This is a genomic window from Ruegeria sp. YTSC003, from assembly GCF_059609785.1.
This window is the reverse complement of the sequence record NZ_JBXWMK010000001.1, coordinates 313083-331533: the sequence shown is the minus strand read 5'-3', so window position 1 is coordinate 331533 and position 18451 is coordinate 313083. Positions and strand designations below refer to the sequence as shown.

At 58.8% G+C, this 18451-nt stretch carries 21 protein-coding genes and 1 other RNA gene; 7 read left to right on the top strand and 15 right to left on the bottom strand.

Features of this window, described 5'->3' with window-relative positions; genetic code table 11:
* Positions 1–86: 86 nt before the first annotated feature.
* The 11 genes from AC2FFH_RS01680 to AC2FFH_RS01630 form a co-directional block, all read right to left on the bottom strand.
* On the bottom strand, positions 87–2081 hold the full coding sequence (locus AC2FFH_RS01680; protein WP_496767777.1) for a CocE/NonD family hydrolase: 1995 nt from the start codon (positions 2079–2081) through the stop codon (positions 87–89).
* Between the two features lie 51 nt (positions 2082–2132).
* Positions 2133–3236, bottom strand: a complete 1104-nt coding sequence (locus AC2FFH_RS01675; RefSeq protein WP_496843588.1) for a glycerate kinase type-2 family protein — start codon at positions 3234–3236, stop codon at positions 2133–2135.
* Positions 3236–3673, bottom strand: coding sequence for a D-aminoacyl-tRNA deacylase (dtd, locus tag AC2FFH_RS01670; protein WP_496738122.1), 438 nt, complete (start codon positions 3671–3673; stop codon positions 3236–3238). The genes AC2FFH_RS01675 and dtd overlap by 1 nt, the downstream gene beginning before the upstream one ends.
* A 25-nt stretch (positions 3674–3698) precedes the next feature.
* Positions 3699–4367 (bottom strand): nitroreductase, encoded by a 669-nt coding sequence (locus tag AC2FFH_RS01665; RefSeq protein ID WP_496843586.1) that lies wholly within the window; start codon positions 4365–4367, stop codon positions 3699–3701.
* 100 nt (positions 4368–4467) lie between these two features.
* On the bottom strand, positions 4468–5556 hold the full coding sequence (locus tag AC2FFH_RS01660; protein ID WP_496767786.1) for a TFIIB-type zinc finger domain-containing protein: 1089 nt from the start codon (positions 5554–5556) through the stop codon (positions 4468–4470).
* Positions 5553–6035 (bottom strand): hypothetical protein, encoded by a 483-nt coding sequence (locus AC2FFH_RS01655; protein WP_496767788.1) that lies wholly within the window; start codon positions 6033–6035, stop codon positions 5553–5555. The genes AC2FFH_RS01660 and AC2FFH_RS01655 overlap by 4 nt, the downstream gene beginning before the upstream one ends.
* Before the next feature lie 64 nt (positions 6036–6099).
* Complete coding sequence (locus AC2FFH_RS01650; protein WP_496767790.1) at positions 6100–7248, bottom strand: SPFH domain-containing protein; 1149 nt, start codon at positions 7246–7248, stop codon at positions 6100–6102.
* 21 nt (positions 7249–7269) lie between these two features.
* A complete protein-coding gene (locus tag AC2FFH_RS01645) occupies positions 7270–8190 on the bottom strand; it encodes a DUF2927 domain-containing protein (protein ID WP_058276873.1) in 921 nt (306 codons plus the stop codon).
* A gap of 49 nt (positions 8191–8239) precedes the next feature.
* Positions 8240–9430, bottom strand: a complete 1191-nt coding sequence (locus AC2FFH_RS01640; protein WP_496843585.1) for a toxic anion resistance protein — start codon at positions 9428–9430, stop codon at positions 8240–8242.
* 30 nt (positions 9431–9460) lie between these two features.
* Positions 9461–10375, bottom strand: a complete 915-nt coding sequence (locus AC2FFH_RS01635) for a 5-bromo-4-chloroindolyl phosphate hydrolysis family protein (protein ID WP_496724221.1) — start codon at positions 10373–10375, stop codon at positions 9461–9463.
* Positions 10376–10549: 174 nt separating this feature from the next.
* Positions 10550–11359 (bottom strand): pseudouridine synthase, encoded by an 810-nt coding sequence (locus AC2FFH_RS01630; protein WP_496843584.1) that lies wholly within the window; start codon positions 11357–11359, stop codon positions 10550–10552.
* A 61-nt stretch (positions 11360–11420) separates the two neighbouring features.
* Between AC2FFH_RS01630 and AC2FFH_RS01625 the strand changes: the two genes are divergently transcribed.
* Entirely contained in the window at positions 11421–11870 is a 450-nt protein-coding gene (locus tag AC2FFH_RS01625; protein WP_496843583.1) for a nucleoside deaminase, read from the top strand.
* Between the two features lie 2 nt (positions 11871–11872).
* Here the strand turns inward: AC2FFH_RS01625 and AC2FFH_RS01620 are convergent, their stop codons facing one another.
* A complete protein-coding gene (locus AC2FFH_RS01620) occupies positions 11873–12565 on the bottom strand; it encodes a metal-dependent hydrolase (protein WP_496843582.1) in 693 nt (230 codons plus the stop codon).
* Positions 12566–12625: 60 nt separating this feature from the next.
* On the opposite strand from AC2FFH_RS01620, the gene AC2FFH_RS01615 reads away from it, so the two are divergent.
* Positions 12626–13282, top strand: coding sequence for a ceramidase domain-containing protein (locus tag AC2FFH_RS01615; RefSeq protein ID WP_496843581.1), 657 nt, complete (start codon positions 12626–12628; stop codon positions 13280–13282).
* Here AC2FFH_RS01615 and AC2FFH_RS01610 read toward each other — a convergent pair.
* Positions 13273–13836 carry a DUF4202 domain-containing protein gene (locus tag AC2FFH_RS01610; protein WP_496843580.1) on the bottom strand — a complete coding sequence of 188 codons (564 nt, stop codon included), beginning with the start codon at positions 13834–13836 and terminating at the stop codon, positions 13273–13275. The two genes, AC2FFH_RS01615 and AC2FFH_RS01610, sit on opposite strands and share 10 nt — an antisense overlap.
* Positions 13837–13976: 140 nt before the next feature.
* On the bottom strand, positions 13977–14141 hold the full coding sequence (locus tag AC2FFH_RS01605; protein ID WP_186437502.1) for a hypothetical protein: 165 nt from the start codon (positions 14139–14141) through the stop codon (positions 13977–13979).
* A 236-nt stretch (positions 14142–14377) separates the two neighbouring features.
* On the opposite strand from AC2FFH_RS01605, the gene gatC reads away from it, so the two are divergent.
* The 5 genes from gatC (at position 14378) to rnpB (ending at position 18078) form a co-directional block, all read left to right on the top strand.
* On the top strand, positions 14378–14665 hold the full coding sequence (gatC, locus tag AC2FFH_RS01600; RefSeq protein ID WP_058275619.1) for an Asp-tRNA(Asn)/Glu-tRNA(Gln) amidotransferase subunit GatC: 288 nt from the start codon (positions 14378–14380) through the stop codon (positions 14663–14665).
* A 3-nt stretch (positions 14666–14668) separates the two neighbouring features.
* On the top strand, positions 14669–16156 hold the full coding sequence (gatA, locus tag AC2FFH_RS01595) for an Asp-tRNA(Asn)/Glu-tRNA(Gln) amidotransferase subunit GatA (RefSeq protein WP_496843579.1): 1488 nt from the start codon (positions 14669–14671) through the stop codon (positions 16154–16156).
* A 40-nt stretch (positions 16157–16196) separates the two neighbouring features.
* Complete coding sequence (locus AC2FFH_RS01590; RefSeq protein WP_496767806.1) at positions 16197–16895, top strand: hypothetical protein; 699 nt, start codon at positions 16197–16199, stop codon at positions 16893–16895.
* The gene (locus AC2FFH_RS01585; RefSeq protein WP_496843778.1) at positions 16840–17556 is read left to right on the top strand and encodes an N-acetylmuramoyl-L-alanine amidase; all 717 of its coding nucleotides are present in this window, start codon (positions 16840–16842) and stop codon (positions 17554–17556) included. The genes AC2FFH_RS01590 and AC2FFH_RS01585 overlap by 56 nt, the downstream gene beginning before the upstream one ends.
* A gap of 122 nt (positions 17557–17678) precedes the next feature.
* Positions 17679–18078, top strand: an RNA gene (rnpB, locus tag AC2FFH_RS01580) — RNase P RNA component class A.
* Between the two features lie 8 nt (positions 18079–18086).
* Here the strand turns inward: rnpB and AC2FFH_RS01575 are convergent.
* Positions 18087–18419 (bottom strand): GYD domain-containing protein, encoded by a 333-nt coding sequence (locus AC2FFH_RS01575; protein ID WP_058275623.1) that lies wholly within the window; start codon positions 18417–18419, stop codon positions 18087–18089.
* Positions 18420–18451: the final 32 nt, after the last annotated feature.

Here is an 18451-nt window from a genome sequence, read left to right as displayed (position 1 = left end):
GGGCTTTTTATTGACGCATGAGTCAAGTTAGGCGCATTTCGGTCTACCGAGCAAGGACAAATGTCTGCCCTTTGGTCGCCAAAATATCACATCTGGTTGCGTGGAACGGCGTCCTCCGTTTGTTTCGAAAATACCAAAGTTTCGTTTTCAAAGGCACTTATCTGCGCCTTGAGAAAAAAGCTCTCGCGATCCGACCACATTTCGCAGGATGTTTCGGTCCGCAGGTTTATCCCGTCCCGACTGATCTCTTGTGACCAGCGGCACTGCCCGTGCGCGGATAGTGGGTCGTCGGGATGGATAGTCCAGCGTTCATCGGCTGTGCCACCATACGTTAGCCCGTGGTGATTGTCGGTCACACGACCAAAATCATCTTCGATAATCAGGCTGGTTTCACCTGAATTCATGTCAGTTTCCACCCGACGAGAATTGCTGCTGTCCCGCAGGAACGTCACGTCAATTGGGGTTTCAGAGTCGGGTTGTTGAAACACATGTTCATCATCACCTGCGGTCGGCCGGATCGGGATCGTAATCGTACCACCTGTCAGGTGCAGTTCGACGGGTTCGGGTGAGGGCCAGATTAGCGGCCAATACGCGCTGGACACAGCCACCCGCACGCGATGTCCTTTGGGAACGCGATAGGCGATGTGATCCAGGTCCAATGAGATTTCGTAGGGCGCTCCGGGCGTCAACGGAGTTGGTTGCGCGTGGCTGTCACGGTGCGACAGATTCAGAACGCCATACGTAATCCGGGTCGAAGCTCCGTCCGGGTGGATGTGGTTCAACCGCACGGCAATCTGTGCTTGCGGGCGGTCGGCGCTGACATTCAGGCAAATGCGCGGTGCACCGACTATATCCAGGTCTTCCGACAAAGGCGGCCCATCGAAACAGGCGGACACCGCATCATCGGTGCGCTGATCACCGGGCATGTCGGGGCCCAGCCAAATGGCGCAATACTCACCGCCGTCCATGCCACAGGTTTGAGGCGAACGAACCCGGGTATCCAACGGTTCATCTTGACCAAGTCCAGCGTTGGACAGGCTCAAGGTCAGGTTGGACAGATGTGAGGTTGCGCCGGTCTGTTCGCTGATCCAGCGCCCCGGTCTGTCGTTGTACCATCGATGTGGACGGACCCCGTCCATCAGATACGCTCGGTAGTCGGGGTCGGTTTCAACTCCGCTATCCAGACCTTTCAGCCAATGATCCCACCAACGCAGTGCCTCTTGAAGAAAACCGATCCTCGGTTCGGGCACCGCGAAATGCGGGTATTTGTGCACCCATGGCCCCACGATTCCCTTGACCGGAGCGTTAAGCTGTTCGACCAGCAGCGGCACGGTATTCTTGTACGCGTCCCCCCAACCGCCTATGGCCAAAGTCGCCGCGCGGATCGCGCTGAAATCCTCGCAGACAGAGCCATGCTGCCAATAGGCGTCGCGCGTCTGGTGGCGCAGCCAGGTCGAGGGCAGGAACGTTTGGTTTTCCAAACGCTTAAGCCACAACTCGCGCCAGTTGGGGCGCAGCGCAGGATCCGGTGCGCGGGATGAGTACGACCACATGGTCGCGCCCCAACCCAGGTTTTCATTTAGCAAGCATCCGCCCTTGTAATGGATGTCGTCTGCGTAACGATCTGCGGTTGAACACAGGGAGATAATTGCTTTCAGCGGCGCGGGTTGAAGGGCGGCAACCTGAAGCGCGTTGAACCCGCCCCAGCTGATTCCCATCATCCCAACGGTACCCGAACACCACGGCTGATCCGCCAGCCATTGAATTGTGGAAACGGCATCATCCAGCTCTTGCTGAGTGTATTCGTCTTCCATCAACCCTTCGCTGTCTCCATTGCCGCGCATGTCCACACGAATGCAAGCATAGCCGCGTTTGGCAAACCAAGGATGGGTCAGGGCATCACGCGTCGCCGTACCGTCACGCTTGCGATAGGGAAGAAACTCCAAAATGGCCGGAACGGGGTTGCTGTCTGCATCTACCGGACGCCAGACTCGTGCTGACAGGCGACACCCGTCGGGCATCACTATGCCGACATCCGGTAAGTCTTCGATATCGCATAGCGAATTGAGCGAGCGCGTCATTGTGGAAGTGTCACGGTCTTTTGCGTTTCCCGGTGTTTGAAAATCGTCAATTCATCGCCTGATTGCGACAACAAGGTCCATCACGTTTGTTCCGGTCGGACCCGTCACCAACAAAGCGCCGGCGGCGTCCAGAAAACTGCCGCTATCTGCATTCTGCAGGGCATGCTCAGCACCGTCGCCCCAGGTCGTGCCATCAACCACCGCTCCGGCGGCATTGGTCGGGCCATCGGTTCCATCTGTTCCGCCAACGACCAGCGTCAGACCCGAGGTCCCGGTTATTTCACGGGCCAGCGCCAGAGCCAGCGCCTGATTACGCCCGCCGCGGCCCGGCTGATCTGGTAACACAACCGTAGGCTCACCGCCGAACACCATGACACCCGGGGGCATATCCCTCAGGCGTTGTCCCAGTTGGGAAGCGACGTGCAAGAAGTCGTCGTGCAGGCATTCTTCATTGGCCAATACTTGCAGGCTTTCACGACGCGCCAAATCTGCTGCCGCAGAACGCGCATGAGCGTTCGACGCAACAATCTGGGTCACGGCGTTAAATTCGTAAGTTTCGGGCAAGGCACCGATCCCCGATCCGATGACATTCGGATCATCCCCGGGAACGTCCGAGATTGCCAGAACGGTGGCTTTTGCCCCTTTGAAATGGGCCAGCAGCCCACCGCCCTTTATCCGGGACAGCTTGCGACGCTCGGCATTCATTGCGGTGATATCCATCCCTTCGGACAGCAGCCTGCCGTTCAGCTGCTCCAGATCACTCAAAGTGTTTCCCGGCAGCAAATCCTCAGCCAGGGATGAGGCTCCGCCCGAAACCAGAAGCAGCACATGAGAATTGGGTGCCATAGCCTCGATCGCGGCCCGCAGGGCGCGACCGCCCTCAAGGCTGCGCGCGTCCGGAACGGGGTGTGAGGCCTCGATCAGCTGAACATGTTCCGGCAGACCGCGTCCGTGATCATCCTTGGTGACAACCAGCGTTGGACGCGGGCCGAAATGTTCCAATGCCGCGCTGGCCATTGCTGCGGCTGCCTTGCCGACTGCCAAGATCTGGTCGGGCGTTGGAACCCCATCCAGAACAGCTTTGGTGGCCCTTATTCCGTCAACCGCATCAACGCCAGCCTGCCAAATGCGAATTGCCTGTTGCCTCTGATCCATCAGCTTTCCATCCAAATCGTGACTGGTCCGTCATTAACCAGCTCTACCGCCATGTCGGCACCGAATTGCCCGGTTTCGACGGCCACACCATGCGCCTGCAACCGCCGCGCAAACTCTTCATACAGGTGCTGCCCCTCATCCGGGGCCGCGGCCTCGGAAAACCCTGGCCTGTTCCCGCGCGACGTGTCGGCGGCCAGCGTAAACTGGCTGATCACCAGAGCCGAGCCACCCACATCAACGACAGAGCGGTTCATCTTGCCGTTTTCATCTTTGAAAATGCGCAACTTTGATACTTTGGCCGCAAGCTGCCCGGCCTTTTGTTCATCATCGCCTTTCATCGCACAGACCAGGATCATCAACCCAGGGCCAGACTGTCCGATCGTTTGTCCATCAACCGAGACCTTGGCCCGGGAAACCCTTTGTAGCAGTGCGCGCAAATCCGTTCTCCGTTTGTTGGCGTGGTTATTCAACCCAGCGTGCGATCTCGTCCAGACCGGCACGGCTGGTTCGAAACCCGTTTGCAGGGTGGTCTGTATCGGAATAGCCGAAAGAGATTGCGCACAAGATCAAGCGGTCATCGGGGATACCAAAGTACCGGTGCAGGAACTGACCATAGCTGGCCACCGCGGCCTGAGGGATTGTGGCCACCCCCAGCGCTTGGGCGCCGAGGGTGAAGGCCATGACAAAACCACCGCAGTCCATCGCTCCGTAAGGACCAAGGTCCGCAGGGCTTGAGATGATCGCGCAATGCGGCGCGCCGAAAAGTGCAAAGTTTTCCATCATTTGCTGGGCTGAACCTGCACGGTCCCCGCGCTGTACGCCGACGGCTTCGTACAATGCCCAGCCGCATTCACGGCGGCGTTCCTGATATATACCGGTATACGCCGTCGGGAACGGCAGGTCGGGTTCCGGTGCGCCGGTTGTGACTTCGTGTTGCAGTGCTTTTCGGAACGCGTCAGTCTCGGCGCCACTGGTGATCACGATGTTCCAGGGCTGCGCATTGCACCAGCTGGGGGCACGTGACGCACAGGTCAGAATCTGTTCGATCTGGTCCTTGGGAACGGGTTCAGGTCGGAACGCCCGGCAAGAGTGCCGCTCGGCCAGTAGTTGATCCAGATCGGATAGCGTCACACTGCTCTCCCCTTCGTGCAGACGAGGCGCAGGATGGCGGCGGGATCAACGATGTTCAAGCGGTTAAACCGCCAAAATTGCACATGAACGCGACGCGGTTCTATTGCTGACCCGTTGCCATCATGTACCCGACACCCGCCGCGACCAGCAGGCCCAGGACAACAGCGATCGTGATCTTGATGGCTGACCACGGGCGTTCACCCTGAACGCGCCCCGTTCTGCCATTCACAACGAAACGATAGGTCTGCCCCCGGTATTTGTACGCGGCCAGCCAGACGGGCAGTAATATGTGCTTGAAGGTCACATTCCGCACGTCAGTGTCGATTGCGTGAATGCGCTGTCGGTCGCCACCGATATCGAACCGAACATCCCGTTCGATCACGCGGGCCATATGCGCGCGGGCTTCAGTGTAACCATCCTGCAGTTCGACAGTATATGCTTCTGCCCGGAAACCGGCCAGATACTCGGGCTGATAAGGTTCAAGCGCCGGTAGATCCCAAGGCTCAAGCGCGTCAGTATACGTTTTGGGCAAGGACTGGGACGCCAGCACCAGAACATCGTCAAAGAACCGAGCAACCAGGCCGGATTTTGGGGACCAACGCACTTTTGCGACCTGTTGTTGCACGCGCTTGCCGTCACGCATGACGGTCCGGGTTTCGTAGTACACCGTTCCGCGTTCACCGCGATAAGCTGACTTGGTATCTGCGTCGAATGTCCAGTAGGGGACGTAAATCCCCTGCATCTTGCGGCCTTTGCGGGCATAGTCCTTCAACCCGTTGGGTGCGAACCACAACTTGCCAAGCCAGCTCGACATCGCCTTATGAGCCGACCGTTCATCCAGAGCAAAGGGCAACACGCCTTTTGGCTTGATATGCCGGTTAACTCCCGTCTCCGTGACTACCGGAGTGGCACAGAACGGGCATTCGGCCGCATGGGTGTTCGGGTCAAACTCAACCTGAGCTGCGCAGTTCGGGCAGGACAGAACCCGCGTTTCCTCGATTTCTGCTTCCGGCAGCTTGTTCGCCAGCGCCGCGTTGAAATCCAGCTCTTTCAGGCTGGCACCGCCCCACGGTCCGGCACCTATGGATTCCGAATGCCCGCAATGATCGCAGGTCAGGGTCCCGTCGCCCGGATTGAACCGATAGTCCGAGCCGCATTGCTCGCAGGGAAAGCGGTGTTCGTCTGTCATGGGTGAACCTTGATTGGAGGGGGGTATTTTCCGGGCCCGATAATCAGGCGCACGATCAACGCAGCGAGGACGCAGATCAGAATAAATTGGAAAGAGTTCTCGGCGAGCCGCCACCAGCCATAATCAGTCAAAATGCCGTTTTCTTCGATTGTTCCGTTAGCGTCGCCAAACCCAAACCTAGTGTCGGGGTTCTGTGACTTTCGCCAACCACGGTAGCGGCTTATGGCAACCCAAACGGCTACAAGGCCAAACCCAATTCCCGCGCCCCAGAAAGCAGCGCGGACATAGCTAACGGTGCGCCGCATCAAGATGCGCAAAAACGGTTTGACCACTAGCCAACAGATGAAAAGAGAAATTGGCAGGCCAAACAACGCGTACCAGAAAACAAGGGACAGCGAGTTCAGATCAAATCCATTTCGATACGCGTAGGAGAAAACCGGAACGCCAATAACTCCTGCCCATCCCAGAAGCGCGGACATTTTGACCGCGCACGCGATATCGCGTTGGGAATAAGGAGCTGTCTTACCGGCGTCAGCCACAAGGTTAGCTTCCCGGCGGTGGTGGTGGCAATATCGTGAACAGTTGCGCCAGTTCCTGCACGTCACCGGCCTTTTTCCATCCGTCCTGACCGGCGGTCCAGACATGGGTGTCACGGGTGATATCACCGTCGGTCGCCATGCGGCCCATCTTGGCCTTGGAAAACGGCCCGGTGGTCTGCCCGTCTACCGCGATATGCCAGACATGCTCGACCGGCGGAGGAGGTGGCGGTGCCGCATGCGCCGCCGGTTGCGGCGCAGCGGGGGCGGAACCGCCCCACGGGCCGCTTGGTTGACCCGCTGCCATGTTTGCCATCTGGTTGGCCATCGCCATGCCCATACCCATGCCTAGGCCTGCACCCATGCCGCCGCCCTGACCGGGGTTGTTGGCTGCTGCGGTCATCGCTTCGGCGGCGGAATACTGGGTGAACTTGCCCAGATCGCCTGCCAATCCCATCGACGTCCGCTTGTCCAACGCAGCCTCGACCGCAGGCGGTAGCGAGATGTTTTCGATGTAGAACTCGGGCATCTCAAGCCCGTACCCTTCCAGCACGGGCGACACCTCGGCGGCGATAAGTTTACCCAGATCGGCGGTGTTGGCGGCCATGTCCAGCACCGGAATGCCCGATCCTGCGATTACGCGGCTGAACTCCTGCACGATAATGTTACGGATCTGAAAGCTGATCTCATCCATGGTGAATTCACCATCGGTGCCGACGATTTCAATCAGGAACTTCGCGGGGTCCTTGACCCGGACCGTGTATGTGCCAAAGGCGCGGATACGGGTCGGTCCGAACTCCGGATCGCGCAGCATGATCGGGTTCTTGGTGCCCCATTTCAGATCATTGAAACGCGTCGTGTTGACGAAATAGATCTCGGATTTGAAGGGCGACTGAAATCCGTGATCCCAATGCTGCAGCGTCGTCAGGATCGGCATGTTGTTGGTCTCAAGCATGTAGAGGCCGGGCGTGAATACATCTGCCAATTGCCCTTCGTGCACGAACACCGCTGCCTGTCCTTCGCGCACCGTCAGTTTGGCGCCGTACTTGATGGCATGTCCTTCACGCTCGAACCGCCAAACCATGGTGTCGCGGGTGTCGTCGACCCAGTGAATGACGTCGATAAATTCTCCGGTCAGAAAATCGAAAATACCCATTGGGGTCTCCTTTCCTTGGGCTCAGAGCTGCTGGCCCATCAATTCGCGAGCAATAATCCGGACCACCGGGCGGGCGTCTTCAGCCGTAACACCGGGTTCAAGGCGCGGGTCATAAAGCATTGTCAGAAGTTTCTCGTCATGGCTGGTCAACAGCGCAAACTCGTCATTGTCGTTGAAAATCGAAGGCCGTGCCGCTGGGCTGTCATTGGACAATCCAAGCCCCTGCGCAATTTCCTCGTGGATGCAACTGCGCCGGGTCAGGTCCGGCAGTTCAGCCCGGATGAGAGTGACAGCCCGCACAAATTTATACGGTGAGGTATTGGTAGGAGACGCAAAAACAAGACAGTCAATATTGGCGCGCGGGTTTGCAACCAAATCCAGTGAAGGCGTGCTGATGCCCGGAATCAGCTGTTTCAGGCGTTTCACCACATAGGCGCTGTCATCCTTGCCTGCAAAGAAGACATGGAAGTTTGCCTTGCGATTGACGACCGAGATCGGGTGATCCGTCAATTTACTCAGCCGCTCCGCGAACGCCTCGACGTCAGCCGCGTCTTTTTTGCGTATCTCGGGTGCCACGGACGGGGCGAACTCGGTCTGAATCCGCACAGGTCCTGCCCACCGGCTTAGCTGTCCGTCCGTTCGCCGAATGCGTGTAGTTACAGCGTGATCGGGGTATTCGCTGTAAAAGGCAATAGCCTCGAAATTACGGGCCAAATCATCGGCATCATAGGGTGTGTCGGGACCACCTCCATCCACGCGCAACATGTCGCGGGTGAGCAGGTCACGTTCGACCCGCTGATAGAACCGGGCCAGATCCTGACTTGCCGCAGACGGGGGAACATAAGCATTAGGTGCCGGTGCAGGTGCAACCGGGCGCGGTTGCGGCACGACGGACGACGTCAGCGCCTCATCGCAATTGGCCAGCGCCAACAGCGCCACCATACCCAACAGAGGTTTCAGATATCCCGGCACTTGCACGTCCAGCCTGCCTTTAGCTCGAAACCGCAGTTCCAGCGTTGTCGCCGACGCCGTCTTTGCGCGCCTTCGCAGAGGCAAGGGTGTCGCGCAGCTCGGTCTCCATCTTCTGCAGCTCCTGTTCGGCTGCGGCGCGTTTGGCCTTGCCTTCGTCAGCAATTGCAAGGCTTTCGTTGATCGTACCGATCAGGTCAGCATTGGCTTGCTTGACCGCCTCGATATCAAACACACCGCGCTCCATTTCCTCCCGGATCATCTTGTTCGACTCACGCAGGTTCGCCGCGTTCGAGGTCAGCAGCTCATTCGTCAGGTCATTCGCATCACGCACGGCCGCGGCCGCCTCGGCGCTACGCTGGATGGTGACGGCCTGCGCCAGTTGCGTTTCCCACAGAGGCACGGTGTTGACGAGCGTCGAGTTGATCTTAGTCACCAGCGACTTGTCGTTTTCCTGCACCAACCGGATCGAGGGCAGCGATTGCATCGTTACCTGTCGCGTCAGCTTCAGATCGTGAACACGCCGTTCCAGATCATCCCGCGCTGCGCGCAGGTCACGCAGCTCTTGCGCTTTCATGACTTGTTGGTCTTCGGGAGCGGCCTGAACTTCGGCTTCTTTTTCGGGGATGTTCTGGCTGTCCAGCTCGGTCAGCTTTTCTTCGCCTGCTGCGATATACAGCGCAAGCTCGTCATAAAAGCCCAGCGTTTTTTCGTACAACAGGTCCAGCGACTTGATGTCTTTCAGTAGCGTATGTTCGTGGCCCAGCAAGTCGTCGGTGATCCTGTCGATCTGCCCCTGAACATCTTCAAACTTGGCGGTAAACTGGGCAAAAGGCGCAGCCTTGCCCAACAGCTTTTCCCACCAGCTGCGTTCGCGCCGGACGTCCAACTCGCTGACTGAAAATCCGCGGATCGTCGTGACGATATTGCGCAGACTGTCCCCGGCAGGTCCGACATCTTTGTTGCGGACATCCGCCAACATGGCTTGGCTGATTTCCTGCAATTCCGCCTGGGCAGACGACCCGAACGCGACGATGGAATTGGTATTATCCATGTCGATCTCATCCATGCGCTTGCGGATTTCGGTGCTGACAGGTTCGTCGGCCTCTTCAAGCAAGACGATTTCGGCGGTCGGGTCGGGCAGGGTGACAGCGGTCACTTCCTGTACCAGCGTTTCAGCCTCGACCGCCTTGTTCTTGATGTCATCGGACATGGGGGTAATCCTCTCTCAAATTGTGGCCGGTCAGTCCAACCGGACGCCTTCGCGTTGCAGCCTTTCGCGCAACACATCAATTTCAACCGTCAGATCACTGCGGTCGTCCAAAAGCAACTTGCGGGTGCGCGCCGCAAAATTCTGTTCAAGATCATCCAGGAGGGACGAATAATCCTCCAGCGCCTGCGCGTCGCGTGTTCGGGCGTACACGTCGGCGAATTTGACCGTCGCGTCACGCGCACCCTTTAAGTAAACGGTCAGGTATTTTCGCGCACCGGCCAGATCGCGCGGGTCTTCCTCGACCGTGCGGAACAGTTCGCGGGCGGTATCCTGAAACCGTTCAACGCGGGCCTCGATCCTGCGGTCGCCCGCACGTTTGATGGCGTCGGTCATCTCGGACAGGTGCGTTTCGGCGTCTTCAACTACGCGGGCAACGCGGTCTTGCTGAAAGGTATCGATGCCCTCCATACCCTTGTCTTTCATCGGATCAATTCCGAATGAGGCTGAGTGGAGGGCACCAGCTACCAAGCCGAACAGGATCGGCGCAATAAGGCTAGCCTCGGACGCTGTAGCCGCATCCAGAAATTCTGTGCGGTATGCGGCCAACCCGATCCCAAGCCCGGTCAGGAGACTGGAGAATATTTTTCTGGGAAACGCCGGGCGACGGGCGGTGCGCCGGGCATTATAGGCAGACTCGGCCCGCAATCCTTCACGCAAGAGGAAGGCCGCGCCGGTCAAAACGCCGGCTGCAATCAGCCCAATTGTCATGCCAACTGCGCCGTCGTTCAGTGACAGGAACACCAAAGGGATCGCGGGCAAGAACAAAAGGTTGGCGCGGGCGCCAGCAGGTTCGACGCGTGCGCCGTCAAACTGGCCACGCGGGTTTTGGTCTGGCTGTGCCGAGTCGCCTTGAGGGCTGTATTTTCCGCCATACCGTTTGGTCATGCGCTCACAAGCCCCCTAGCAGGCCAGTGCACACGCCAAGCATTAGTGCCAACAGCACAACATAGGCTAATTTTTGCACTCCGGTCCCGGACATGGCGCCCCCCAAAAATGTCCCTTGGGGAAATCTAGGCCATGAGAGGCCGTGGCGCTAGGGGGAAGGTTGCCTAACCTGCGTCACTTGCGAGGTTTCTTGCCGACCAGGGGCCGATTTCGCTGTGGGCGAGCGGGTCGTTTGGCCGGTGCTTCGGGCTCGGCTTCCAACCCCAGTTGATCGCGCATGACCCGTCGGCGGATCTCTTCGACTTCGCCGGGTTTCAGGCTTCCCAGCTGGAAGGGGCCGTAGGACACTCGCAGCAGCCGGTTCACCGCAAAACCGATATCTTCTATCGCACGCCGAATTTCACGGTTCTTGCCTTCGCGCAGACCGATGGTCAGCCAGGCATTTGCGCCTTGTTGACGGTCCAGCGTGACGTCCATCGGCAAAAAGCGTTCCCCGTCGATCACAAGCCCTTTACGAAGCGGTGCAAAATCCTCATCCTTTGGGCGGCCATTCACCCGCACGCGGTACTTGCGTAGCCATCCGGTCGAGGGCAGTTCCAACTTGCGCTTGATGCCGCCATCATTGGTCAACAGCAGCAACCCTTCCGAGTTCAGGTCCAACCGCCCAACGCTCATGACCCGGGGCATATCCTCGGGCAGTTTGTCAAAAATGGTCGCGCGTCCTTTTTCGTCACGTGTCGTTGTCACCAGACCCGAAGGTTTGTGGTACAGCCACAGGCGCGAAGGTTCCGGTTCCGACACCGGTTTGCCGTCGACAAAGATCTTGTCTTTGGCGGTGACGTTCAGCGCGGGGCTGTCGATTGTCTTGCCGTTTACACTCACACGACCTGCTTCGATCATGCGTTCGGCTTCACGGCGCGAGGCAACGCCTGCGCGGGCAAGGACTTTGGCGATCCGGTCGCCTGGAGGAGGGGTTTTGGTCATCCGCAGCCCATAGCGCATCCCAGCCGCTTGCGAAAGACAGGTTTCTGTTGCAGTCAGAGGCATGGTGTTCAGATCACATATGGATATGGCGTTGGTTGAAGCGCGCGCTGCGGCGGATCGCGGCGAGGTGCCTGTGGGCGCTGTTATTGCCGGCCCCGATGGATCGATCGTGGCCTCTGCGGGCAACCGAACACGAGAACTGAACGATCCCACCGCCCATGCCGAGATACTGGCCCTGCGTGCTGCATGCGCCGCAGCCGGATCCGAACGTCTGCCCGATCACGATCTCTATGTGACGTTAGAGCCTTGCGCGATGTGTGCGGCGGCTCTGGCAGCGGCGCGTATCCGGCGCATCTATTACGGGGCCGCCGATCCGAAATCAGGTGGCGTTGCTCATGGCGCGCGGGTTTTCACCCATACACAAGCACACCACGTGCCAGAGGTTTACGACGGTATCGGAGGGCAGGAGGCCGCCGAGCTTCTGAAAGAGTTCTTCGCCGCACGGCGTTGACCCTAAATGGTAATGGCCTTCATCACTTCGGGTTCGATGACATCGACCCCCGGCAACCCGTCGACCAGCGCCTGAGCTGATTGTTCGAGGATCGGGAAGGTCTTGTAGTGGCAGGGAATCACGGTCTTGAAATTGAAATACCGCTTGGCCGCATATGCCGCGCCCTTCATGTCCATCGTGAAGTGACCGCCTGCCGACAGGATCCCGATATCGGGTTTGTAGTAATCCCCCATCCAATCCATATCGGCCATGATGTCGGTATCGCCCGAGACATACAGCATGTGCCCGTCCGAGGCTATCATGAATCCAACCTCGCTGCCGCCGGTACGCAGCCCGTCAGGTGTTGAAAATGTCGAGCTGTGAGAGGCTGGCACCATCGACACTTTGACGCCGTTCAGGTTCACGGTGCCGCCCTTGTTGTAGCCGATGGTTTCCAGGCCTTCGGACTCGCTCCAATACCCCATTAGGTCGTATTGTCCGACCACGGGGACGTTCAGGTGCTTGGCCAGCGATACGACATCGGCGACGTGATCGAAGTGTGTATGCGTCAGAAGGATATGAGTCGCATCGTTTAGCGCGTCATCATGCTGTTCCTCGGACAAGACTGGGTTACCCGTCAGCCAGGGGTCGACCAGCAGAACCTGTCCGCCGGTTTCGATGCGGAAACTGCCGTGTCCCAGCCAAATGATGTTCATGAATTCATCCTCCCAAAACAAATTGTTGGCATTAACTTAGCATCGGCTATGTAAAAGTTCATGGACTGGTTTCAGGAAATTGATGGCTATTGCGAGCGCTTGTCGCCCGCCTATTGGGCCGAGCCGATAAACGCGGTGACAAACGCGGCGTTTCTGATTGCGGCTTTTGTCATGTGGCGACGCGTGCGCGGGCAGGGGATGCCGCTGGCGATGCTGTTGGTGGCCATTCTGACTGCCATCGGGCTTGGCAGCTACCTGTTCCATACGCACGCGCAGGTCTGGGCCGCCATGGCGGATGTTCTGCCGATTTTGCTGTACATCCTGGTCTACATTTTCGCGATCAACCGGGACGTCTGGCACATGCGGCCGCTTACGGCCGGGATCGTGACGGCGCTGTTCATTCCCTATGCCGCAGCTACGGTGCCCTTGTTCCAGCTTGTGCCGGGACTGGGTGGGTCAGCAGCCTATGCCCCGGTGCCGCTGCTGATCTTGATCTATGCGTTTCTTTTGCGCCGCCGGGTGCCGGACACCGCCCGTGGTCTGGCCATCGGGGCGATGATCCTGATCGCATCGATCACCTTTCGTGCGCTGGACGAACCCATGTGTGGGCAGATCCCATTGGGCACGCATTTCATGTGGCACATCCTGAATGCCCTCATGCTGGGCTGGATGATCGAGGTGTATCGTAGGCACCTGACCCGCGCGGCTCAGGCCTGAAACGCTGCGGCCAGTTCTGCGGGCAGGTCAAATTCGGACAGCACGCGTGCACGGCCTTGATCCGACATCTTGCGCGCGGTTTTCTCGACAATGCTTTGGATTTTCTCGGCTGAGTGCTTTTCGGCGAACGGTGCGAAATACCACTTGAGGAAGACAAAGCAGATGACATCCTCCAGCGCCTGCACCTCGTCGTCACGCTTGATGCCCTGTTTGCGCAGCATCCGACTGGCGGATTCGATATCCTCGGCAGAGTAGCCGTTCTGTTTCATAAGCCCCATCACGATCTCGGCGTGGTGGACGCCCTGCGCCTTGCGCCAAGCCAGATATCCGGCACGACCTTCCGGGTATTCACTACGCGCGAGCTTCCATCGTTCCACATGCTGACCCCGCGCTGCAATCTGCAACGGGTCAGAGGCGTCGGGGAACAACCTGTCCAACTCAGCGCTCATGCGCTGACCATAAAGCAGTTCAGCGGGCTGGCCGTCTTCGAGGTTGGGGTCGTGTGAGTTGGCCGCATCAATTGCGTCCATAACAGCTTGCTTGCGCGCGTTCATCTTCCGCTCCGTTGGCTTGCCGGATCTGCAGGGCAGGCCGGCGGGTTACTTGTGGACCACCGTAGCGATACGTCGCGCGGAACGCAGCAGGCAATTGCCGGGCCGGGGCATTTGGACCCGACCCGGTTTTGCGGGCTAAATTACTTGCCCGGTTTGTTCTGATCCTGGGTGACAGGTTCCGACACCTGATCGGGGAAAATCAGGCTGCGGGTCAGGGTGTCCATGCTTGGGCCAAAAGCGCCCGCCTGAGCTTGCGCAGCAAGAACCGTAGTGGCCAGAACAAAGGCAGTCATGAACGTTTTCATCGTTTTTCTCCATATAAGGCTGTGCCGTGCTATATAAAATGAACAGTTCAGTTCAGTATTTCAAGATGTGAAGTGAACTAATCGGTTCATTTTTTACGTAGGGGTATTCAGAAATGAATGATCGGACAGGATTTATGGACCTTTGCCATGCGCTCAAGGGTGGATCAGCGCCTTGGCGGTCTTGCGACCCGGCGACCAGACAGGTAAATGCCCCCTAACGCATATGAGGATATCCGATGTCGATTGACCAAAGCAACGCCGCCAAGGTGGCCAAACTGGCCCGGATCAAGGTCGAGGATGACGCGCTGCCTGCGCTGGCATCCGAATTCAACACCATCCTTGGCTTCATCGAACAACTCAATGAAGTGGATGTTGAAGGTGTCGAGCCGATGGTTTCGGTCGAACCGATGCGCCTGAAACGTCGCGAGGACGTGGTGACCGACGGGAACCAGCAGGACAAGGTTCTGGCCAATGCCCCCGATGCGCGCGAAGGGTTCTTCGCTGTTCCCAAAGTTGTGGAGTAAGACATGAGCGATCTGAACAAACTGGGCCTGGCCGAAGCTCGTGACGCATTGCGTGCCGGTGACGTAACCTCGGTTGAGTTGACCGAGTCCTGCCTGAAAGCGATCGATGACGCCGACGCGCTGAACGCTTTTGTCCACAAGACGCCTGAGATCGCGCTGGAGCGCGCCAAGGCTGCGGATGAGCGGATCAAAGCCGGCGACGCACCCTCAATGTGCGGCCTGCCAATTGGCATCAAGGATCTGTTCTGCACCAAAGGCGTGCCCTCGCAGGCGGCATCTAAAATCCTCGAAGGCTTCAAGCCTGAATACGAATCCACAGTATCGCAGCAGTTGGCTGATTCCGGTGCAGTCATGCTGGGCAAACTGAACATGGACGAATTCGCCATGGGCTCGTCCAACGAAACCTCCGTTTACGGCAATGCGGTCAGCCCGTGGCGCCGCGGCAATGACGATGCGCAACTGACACCCGGTGGATCGTCGGGTGGGTCGGCCTCGGCCGTCGCGGCAGATCTTTGTCTGGCCGCCACTGGAACCGATACTGGTGGTTCGATCCGCCAGCCTGCTGCATTTGTTGGCATCACTGGCATCAAGCCGACCTATGGTCGTTGCTCACGCTGGGGTATTGTGGCGTTTGCTTCGTCGTTGGATCAGGCCGGGCCGATGACCAAGAACGTGCGTGACGCCGCGATTATGCTCGAGACCATGTGTGGTCATGACCCCAAGGATTCGACCAGCACCGAACTGGCCGTGCCGAATTTTGAGGCGATGCTGACCGGCGACATTAAAGGTAAGAAAATCGGTATCCCCAAGGAATACCGCATGGACGGCATGCCCGCCGAGATCGAAAAGCTGTGGGCCGAAGGCGCTGAAATGCTGAAAGCTGCGGGTGCCGAGATCGTCGACATTTCGCTGCCGCACACCAAGTATGCGCTGCCAGCGTATTACGTGATTGCACCAGCCGAAGCGTCTTCGAACCTCGCGCGTTATGACGGCGTCCGCTATGGCCGCCGCGCGCAACTGGCGCAAGGCGATGGCATCACCGAGATGTACGAAAAAACCCGCGCCGAAGGCTTTGGCCACGAAGTGCAGCGCCGTGTCATGATCGGCACCTATGTGCTGTCAGCAGGGTTCTATGATGCCTACTATAACCGCGCCCGTAAGGTGCGGACACTGATCAAGAAAGACTTCGAAGATGTCTTCGCCGCAGGGATCGACGCAATCCTGACGCCGGCTACCCCGTCGGCGTCCTTCGGTCTGGGCGAGATGACCGAGGCGGACCCGGTGCAGATGTACCTCAACGACGTCTTTACCGTGACAGTGAACCTTGCCGGCTTGCCCGGTATCTCGGTTCCCGCAGGTCTGGACCAACAGGGCTTGCCTTTGGGTCTGCAACTGATCGGCCGTCCATGGGAAGAAGGCGATTTGCTGAACACGGCCTATGCGTTGGAAAGCGCCGCTGGATTTGTGGCCAAGCCGGGTAAATGGTGGTAATCCTCGGATCAGGCAAGACCAGCTAAGACGGAGCAGCTGAATGCGCTTTACGCTTCTGATCCCCGCAATCGGGCTTGTGGCCGCCTGCAACACGGTGGCCCCGGTCCAGGGTACAGGATTTAACACGCCTCAATATCAGGCACAGCGCGAGGCCGCGCTGGCTGGCCCGGGCTACACCGGAAACCCTTTGGTTGGGCCTGCTGAAGTCTCAGAACAGCAACTTGGCGCTCCTGGCACCGCGCCGACCGGGGACAACGCAGATATCGCGTCGGCAACCGCGGCTGCATTGGCCAACACTTCGGGGCAAAGCACGTTGACGCAAGTCCCGCTGTCCGCCGCCAGTAACAATGCGATCTCCGACGAACAGGATTTTGCGGCTGTATCAGGACGTCGCACGATCGAAAACGACGCGGCCCTGATTCAACAGAACCGCCAGACCTACGAAGTCGTCACCCCAACTGCTGTTCCGCAGCGCGGATCGGACGGCCAGCCCAATATCGTGCAATACGCTCTAAGCACCTCAAATCCCGTCGGCACGCAGCTATACAGTCGCGCTGGCTTTAACCTCGAAGCCAAGGCTCAACGGAACTGCGCCAAGTTCCCGTCGCCCGACCAGGCTCAGATCGAGTTTCTGTCCAATGGTGGCCCGCAGCGGGACCGCAACGGGCTGGACCCCGATGGGGATGGATACGCTTGTGGCTGGGATCCCAGTGCCTTCCGCAGTGCCGTCAACAACTGACGCATTGGCGCCGATCTGGCACCCATCGCCCAACTTCGGGCCGCGTAGGGACGGGCTGAAGCCGTCCCTGATCGTTTTGCACTATACGGCAATGAACAGCGCGCAAGAGGCGCTGGACAGGCTATGCGATCCCGTCCACGAAGTTTCGGCGCACTACCTGATAGGTGGTGACGGAACACTCTGGCAGTTGGTGCGGGAAGGGGACCGCGCCTGGCACGCAGGGGCTGGCGAGTGGCACAGTCAGAGCGACATCAACTCCCGTTCGATCGGCATCGAACTGGACAACACCGGCATACACCCGTTCTCAGAACCGCAAATGCAACGGTTGGAGAAATTGTTGCATAAGATCATGCACCGTTGGACCATCCAGCCAAACGGCGTTATCGGCCATTCCGACATGGCACCCGGGCGAAAATTCGATCCGGGCCCACGATTTGACTGGCTGCGGCTGGAACGCAACGCGCTGGCCGCATCACGCGAACAAGGCGATGGTCGACAAGATGCCCCACAGGACCGATTTCGTACCCTAGCTCAAGCGGCCGGATTCAGTGCTGAAGTAGACGACGAAACCCTCCTGAGTGCCGTTCGTCTGCGATATCGCCCCTGGGGCAAAGGGCCATTGCGGCCAGCCGACTTCGCGCCCTTGACCCCACAATCCTGATCCGCTCTTCAACGGGCAAAAATATCCCGGGGTTGAATTGGCCGCAGGCCCAGAAGGGGCTGGCCCCTTCGCACGCTCTCCACTCTTGACGCGGCTTGGCACAAGGCATACCCACCGCTTGCGCGGAGGGCCGGATGGCCGCTGGGGTCGCAAGGCCCGAGAGGAAAGTCCGGACTCCACAAGACAACGGTGCCGGGTAACGCCCGGGCGGGGCAACCCGACGGAAAGCGCCACAGAAATCAAACCGCCCCGGACTTAGGTCCGAGGTAAGGGTGAAACGGTGGGGTAAGAGCCCACCGCGCCGCTGGCAACAGTGGCGGCACGGCAAGCCCCACCGGGAGCAATGCCAAATAGGGTCCCCGCGCGGGCAGGTCGGCGTCAGCCGAAACCGCCGCTAGGCACGTCCTGGCCAAGAGGGACCGGGTTGGCAGCTTGAGCCGCGCAGCAATGCACGGCCTAGAGGAATGGTCATCGAAGGGGGCAACCCCGGAACAAGATCCGGCTTACAGGCCCTCCGCGCATAACTCTGTTCACTTACCGGGCGGCGTGTAAGCCCCGGTCAGCTTGGCGGCCTTTTTGGTAATGGCGGCAAAGTCCTTCGCCTTCCAGGCGCGTACTGTTTCAACGTTTGATACTGCACCCGAGGCCGCAACGGCCATTCCAATGGCTACTGCGTCAGTGCCATCCGGAACTTCACTTACGACCACCACGTCATTTTCGCCGGTCGTCATGTAAAAAGCCAAAAGCTTGCCGCCGACTTTTTTCAGCAACGCCCGGACGGCCGCCGTGCGGTCTGCAGGCTTCTTCAGCATTCCTTTGACGCCATCCTGGGAGTAGGTCGCATAAGTGATGAAAATAGGCATAAGTCTTCTCCTTGGTTCAATGGTCTGGAACG

What these genes read in the sequence shown, in the direction of transcription:
- AC2FFH_RS01680 (WP_496767777.1), bottom strand. Translation starts at nt 2,081, where the DNA reads ATGACGCGCTCGCTCAATTCGCTATGCGATATCGAAGACTTACCGGAT.
- AC2FFH_RS01675 (WP_496843588.1), bottom strand. Translation starts at nt 3,236, where the DNA reads ATGGATCAGAGGCAACAGGCAATTCGCATTTGGCAGGCTGGCGTTGAT.
- AC2FFH_RS01660 (WP_496767786.1), bottom strand. Translation starts at nt 5,556, where the DNA reads ATGACAGACGAACACCGCTTTCCCTGCGAGCAATGCGGCTCGGACTAT.
- AC2FFH_RS01655 (WP_496767788.1), bottom strand. Translation starts at nt 6,035, where the DNA reads ATGTCCGCGCTTCTGGGATGGGCAGGAGTTATTGGCGTTCCGGTTTTC.
- AC2FFH_RS01650 (WP_496767790.1), bottom strand. Translation starts at nt 7,248, where the DNA reads ATGGGTATTTTCGATTTTCTGACCGGAGAATTTATCGACGTCATTCAC.
- AC2FFH_RS01645 (WP_058276873.1), bottom strand. Translation starts at nt 8,190, where the DNA reads ATGGTGGCGCTGTTGGCGCTGGCCAATTGCGATGAGGCGCTGACGTCG.
- AC2FFH_RS01640 (WP_496843585.1), bottom strand. Translation starts at nt 9,430, where the DNA reads ATGTCCGATGACATCAAGAACAAGGCGGTCGAGGCTGAAACGCTGGTA.
- AC2FFH_RS01635 (WP_496724221.1), bottom strand. Translation starts at nt 10,375, where the DNA reads ATGACCAAACGGTATGGCGGAAAATACAGCCCTCAAGGCGACTCGGCA.
- AC2FFH_RS01630 (WP_496843584.1), bottom strand. Translation starts at nt 11,359, where the DNA reads ATGACCAAAACCCCTCCTCCAGGCGACCGGATCGCCAAAGTCCTTGCC.
- AC2FFH_RS01625 (WP_496843583.1), top strand. Translation starts at nt 11,421, where the DNA reads ATGGTGTTCAGATCACATATGGATATGGCGTTGGTTGAAGCGCGCGCT.
- AC2FFH_RS01620 (WP_496843582.1), bottom strand. Translation starts at nt 12,565, where the DNA reads ATGAACATCATTTGGCTGGGACACGGCAGTTTCCGCATCGAAACCGGC.
- AC2FFH_RS01615 (WP_496843581.1), top strand. Translation starts at nt 12,626, where the DNA reads ATGGACTGGTTTCAGGAAATTGATGGCTATTGCGAGCGCTTGTCGCCC.
- AC2FFH_RS01610 (WP_496843580.1), bottom strand. Translation starts at nt 13,836, where the DNA reads ATGAACGCGCGCAAGCAAGCTGTTATGGACGCAATTGATGCGGCCAAC.
- AC2FFH_RS01605 (WP_186437502.1), bottom strand. Translation starts at nt 14,141, where the DNA reads ATGAAAACGTTCATGACTGCCTTTGTTCTGGCCACTACGGTTCTTGCT.
- gatC (WP_058275619.1), top strand. Translation starts at nt 14,378, where the DNA reads ATGTCGATTGACCAAAGCAACGCCGCCAAGGTGGCCAAACTGGCCCGG.
- gatA (WP_496843579.1), top strand. Translation starts at nt 14,669, where the DNA reads ATGAGCGATCTGAACAAACTGGGCCTGGCCGAAGCTCGTGACGCATTG.
- AC2FFH_RS01590 (WP_496767806.1), top strand. Translation starts at nt 16,197, where the DNA reads ATGCGCTTTACGCTTCTGATCCCCGCAATCGGGCTTGTGGCCGCCTGC.
- AC2FFH_RS01585 (WP_496843778.1), top strand. Translation starts at nt 16,840, where the DNA reads ATGGATACGCTTGTGGCTGGGATCCCAGTGCCTTCCGCAGTGCCGTCA.
- AC2FFH_RS01575 (WP_058275623.1), bottom strand. Translation starts at nt 18,419, where the DNA reads ATGCCTATTTTCATCACTTATGCGACCTACTCCCAGGATGGCGTCAAA.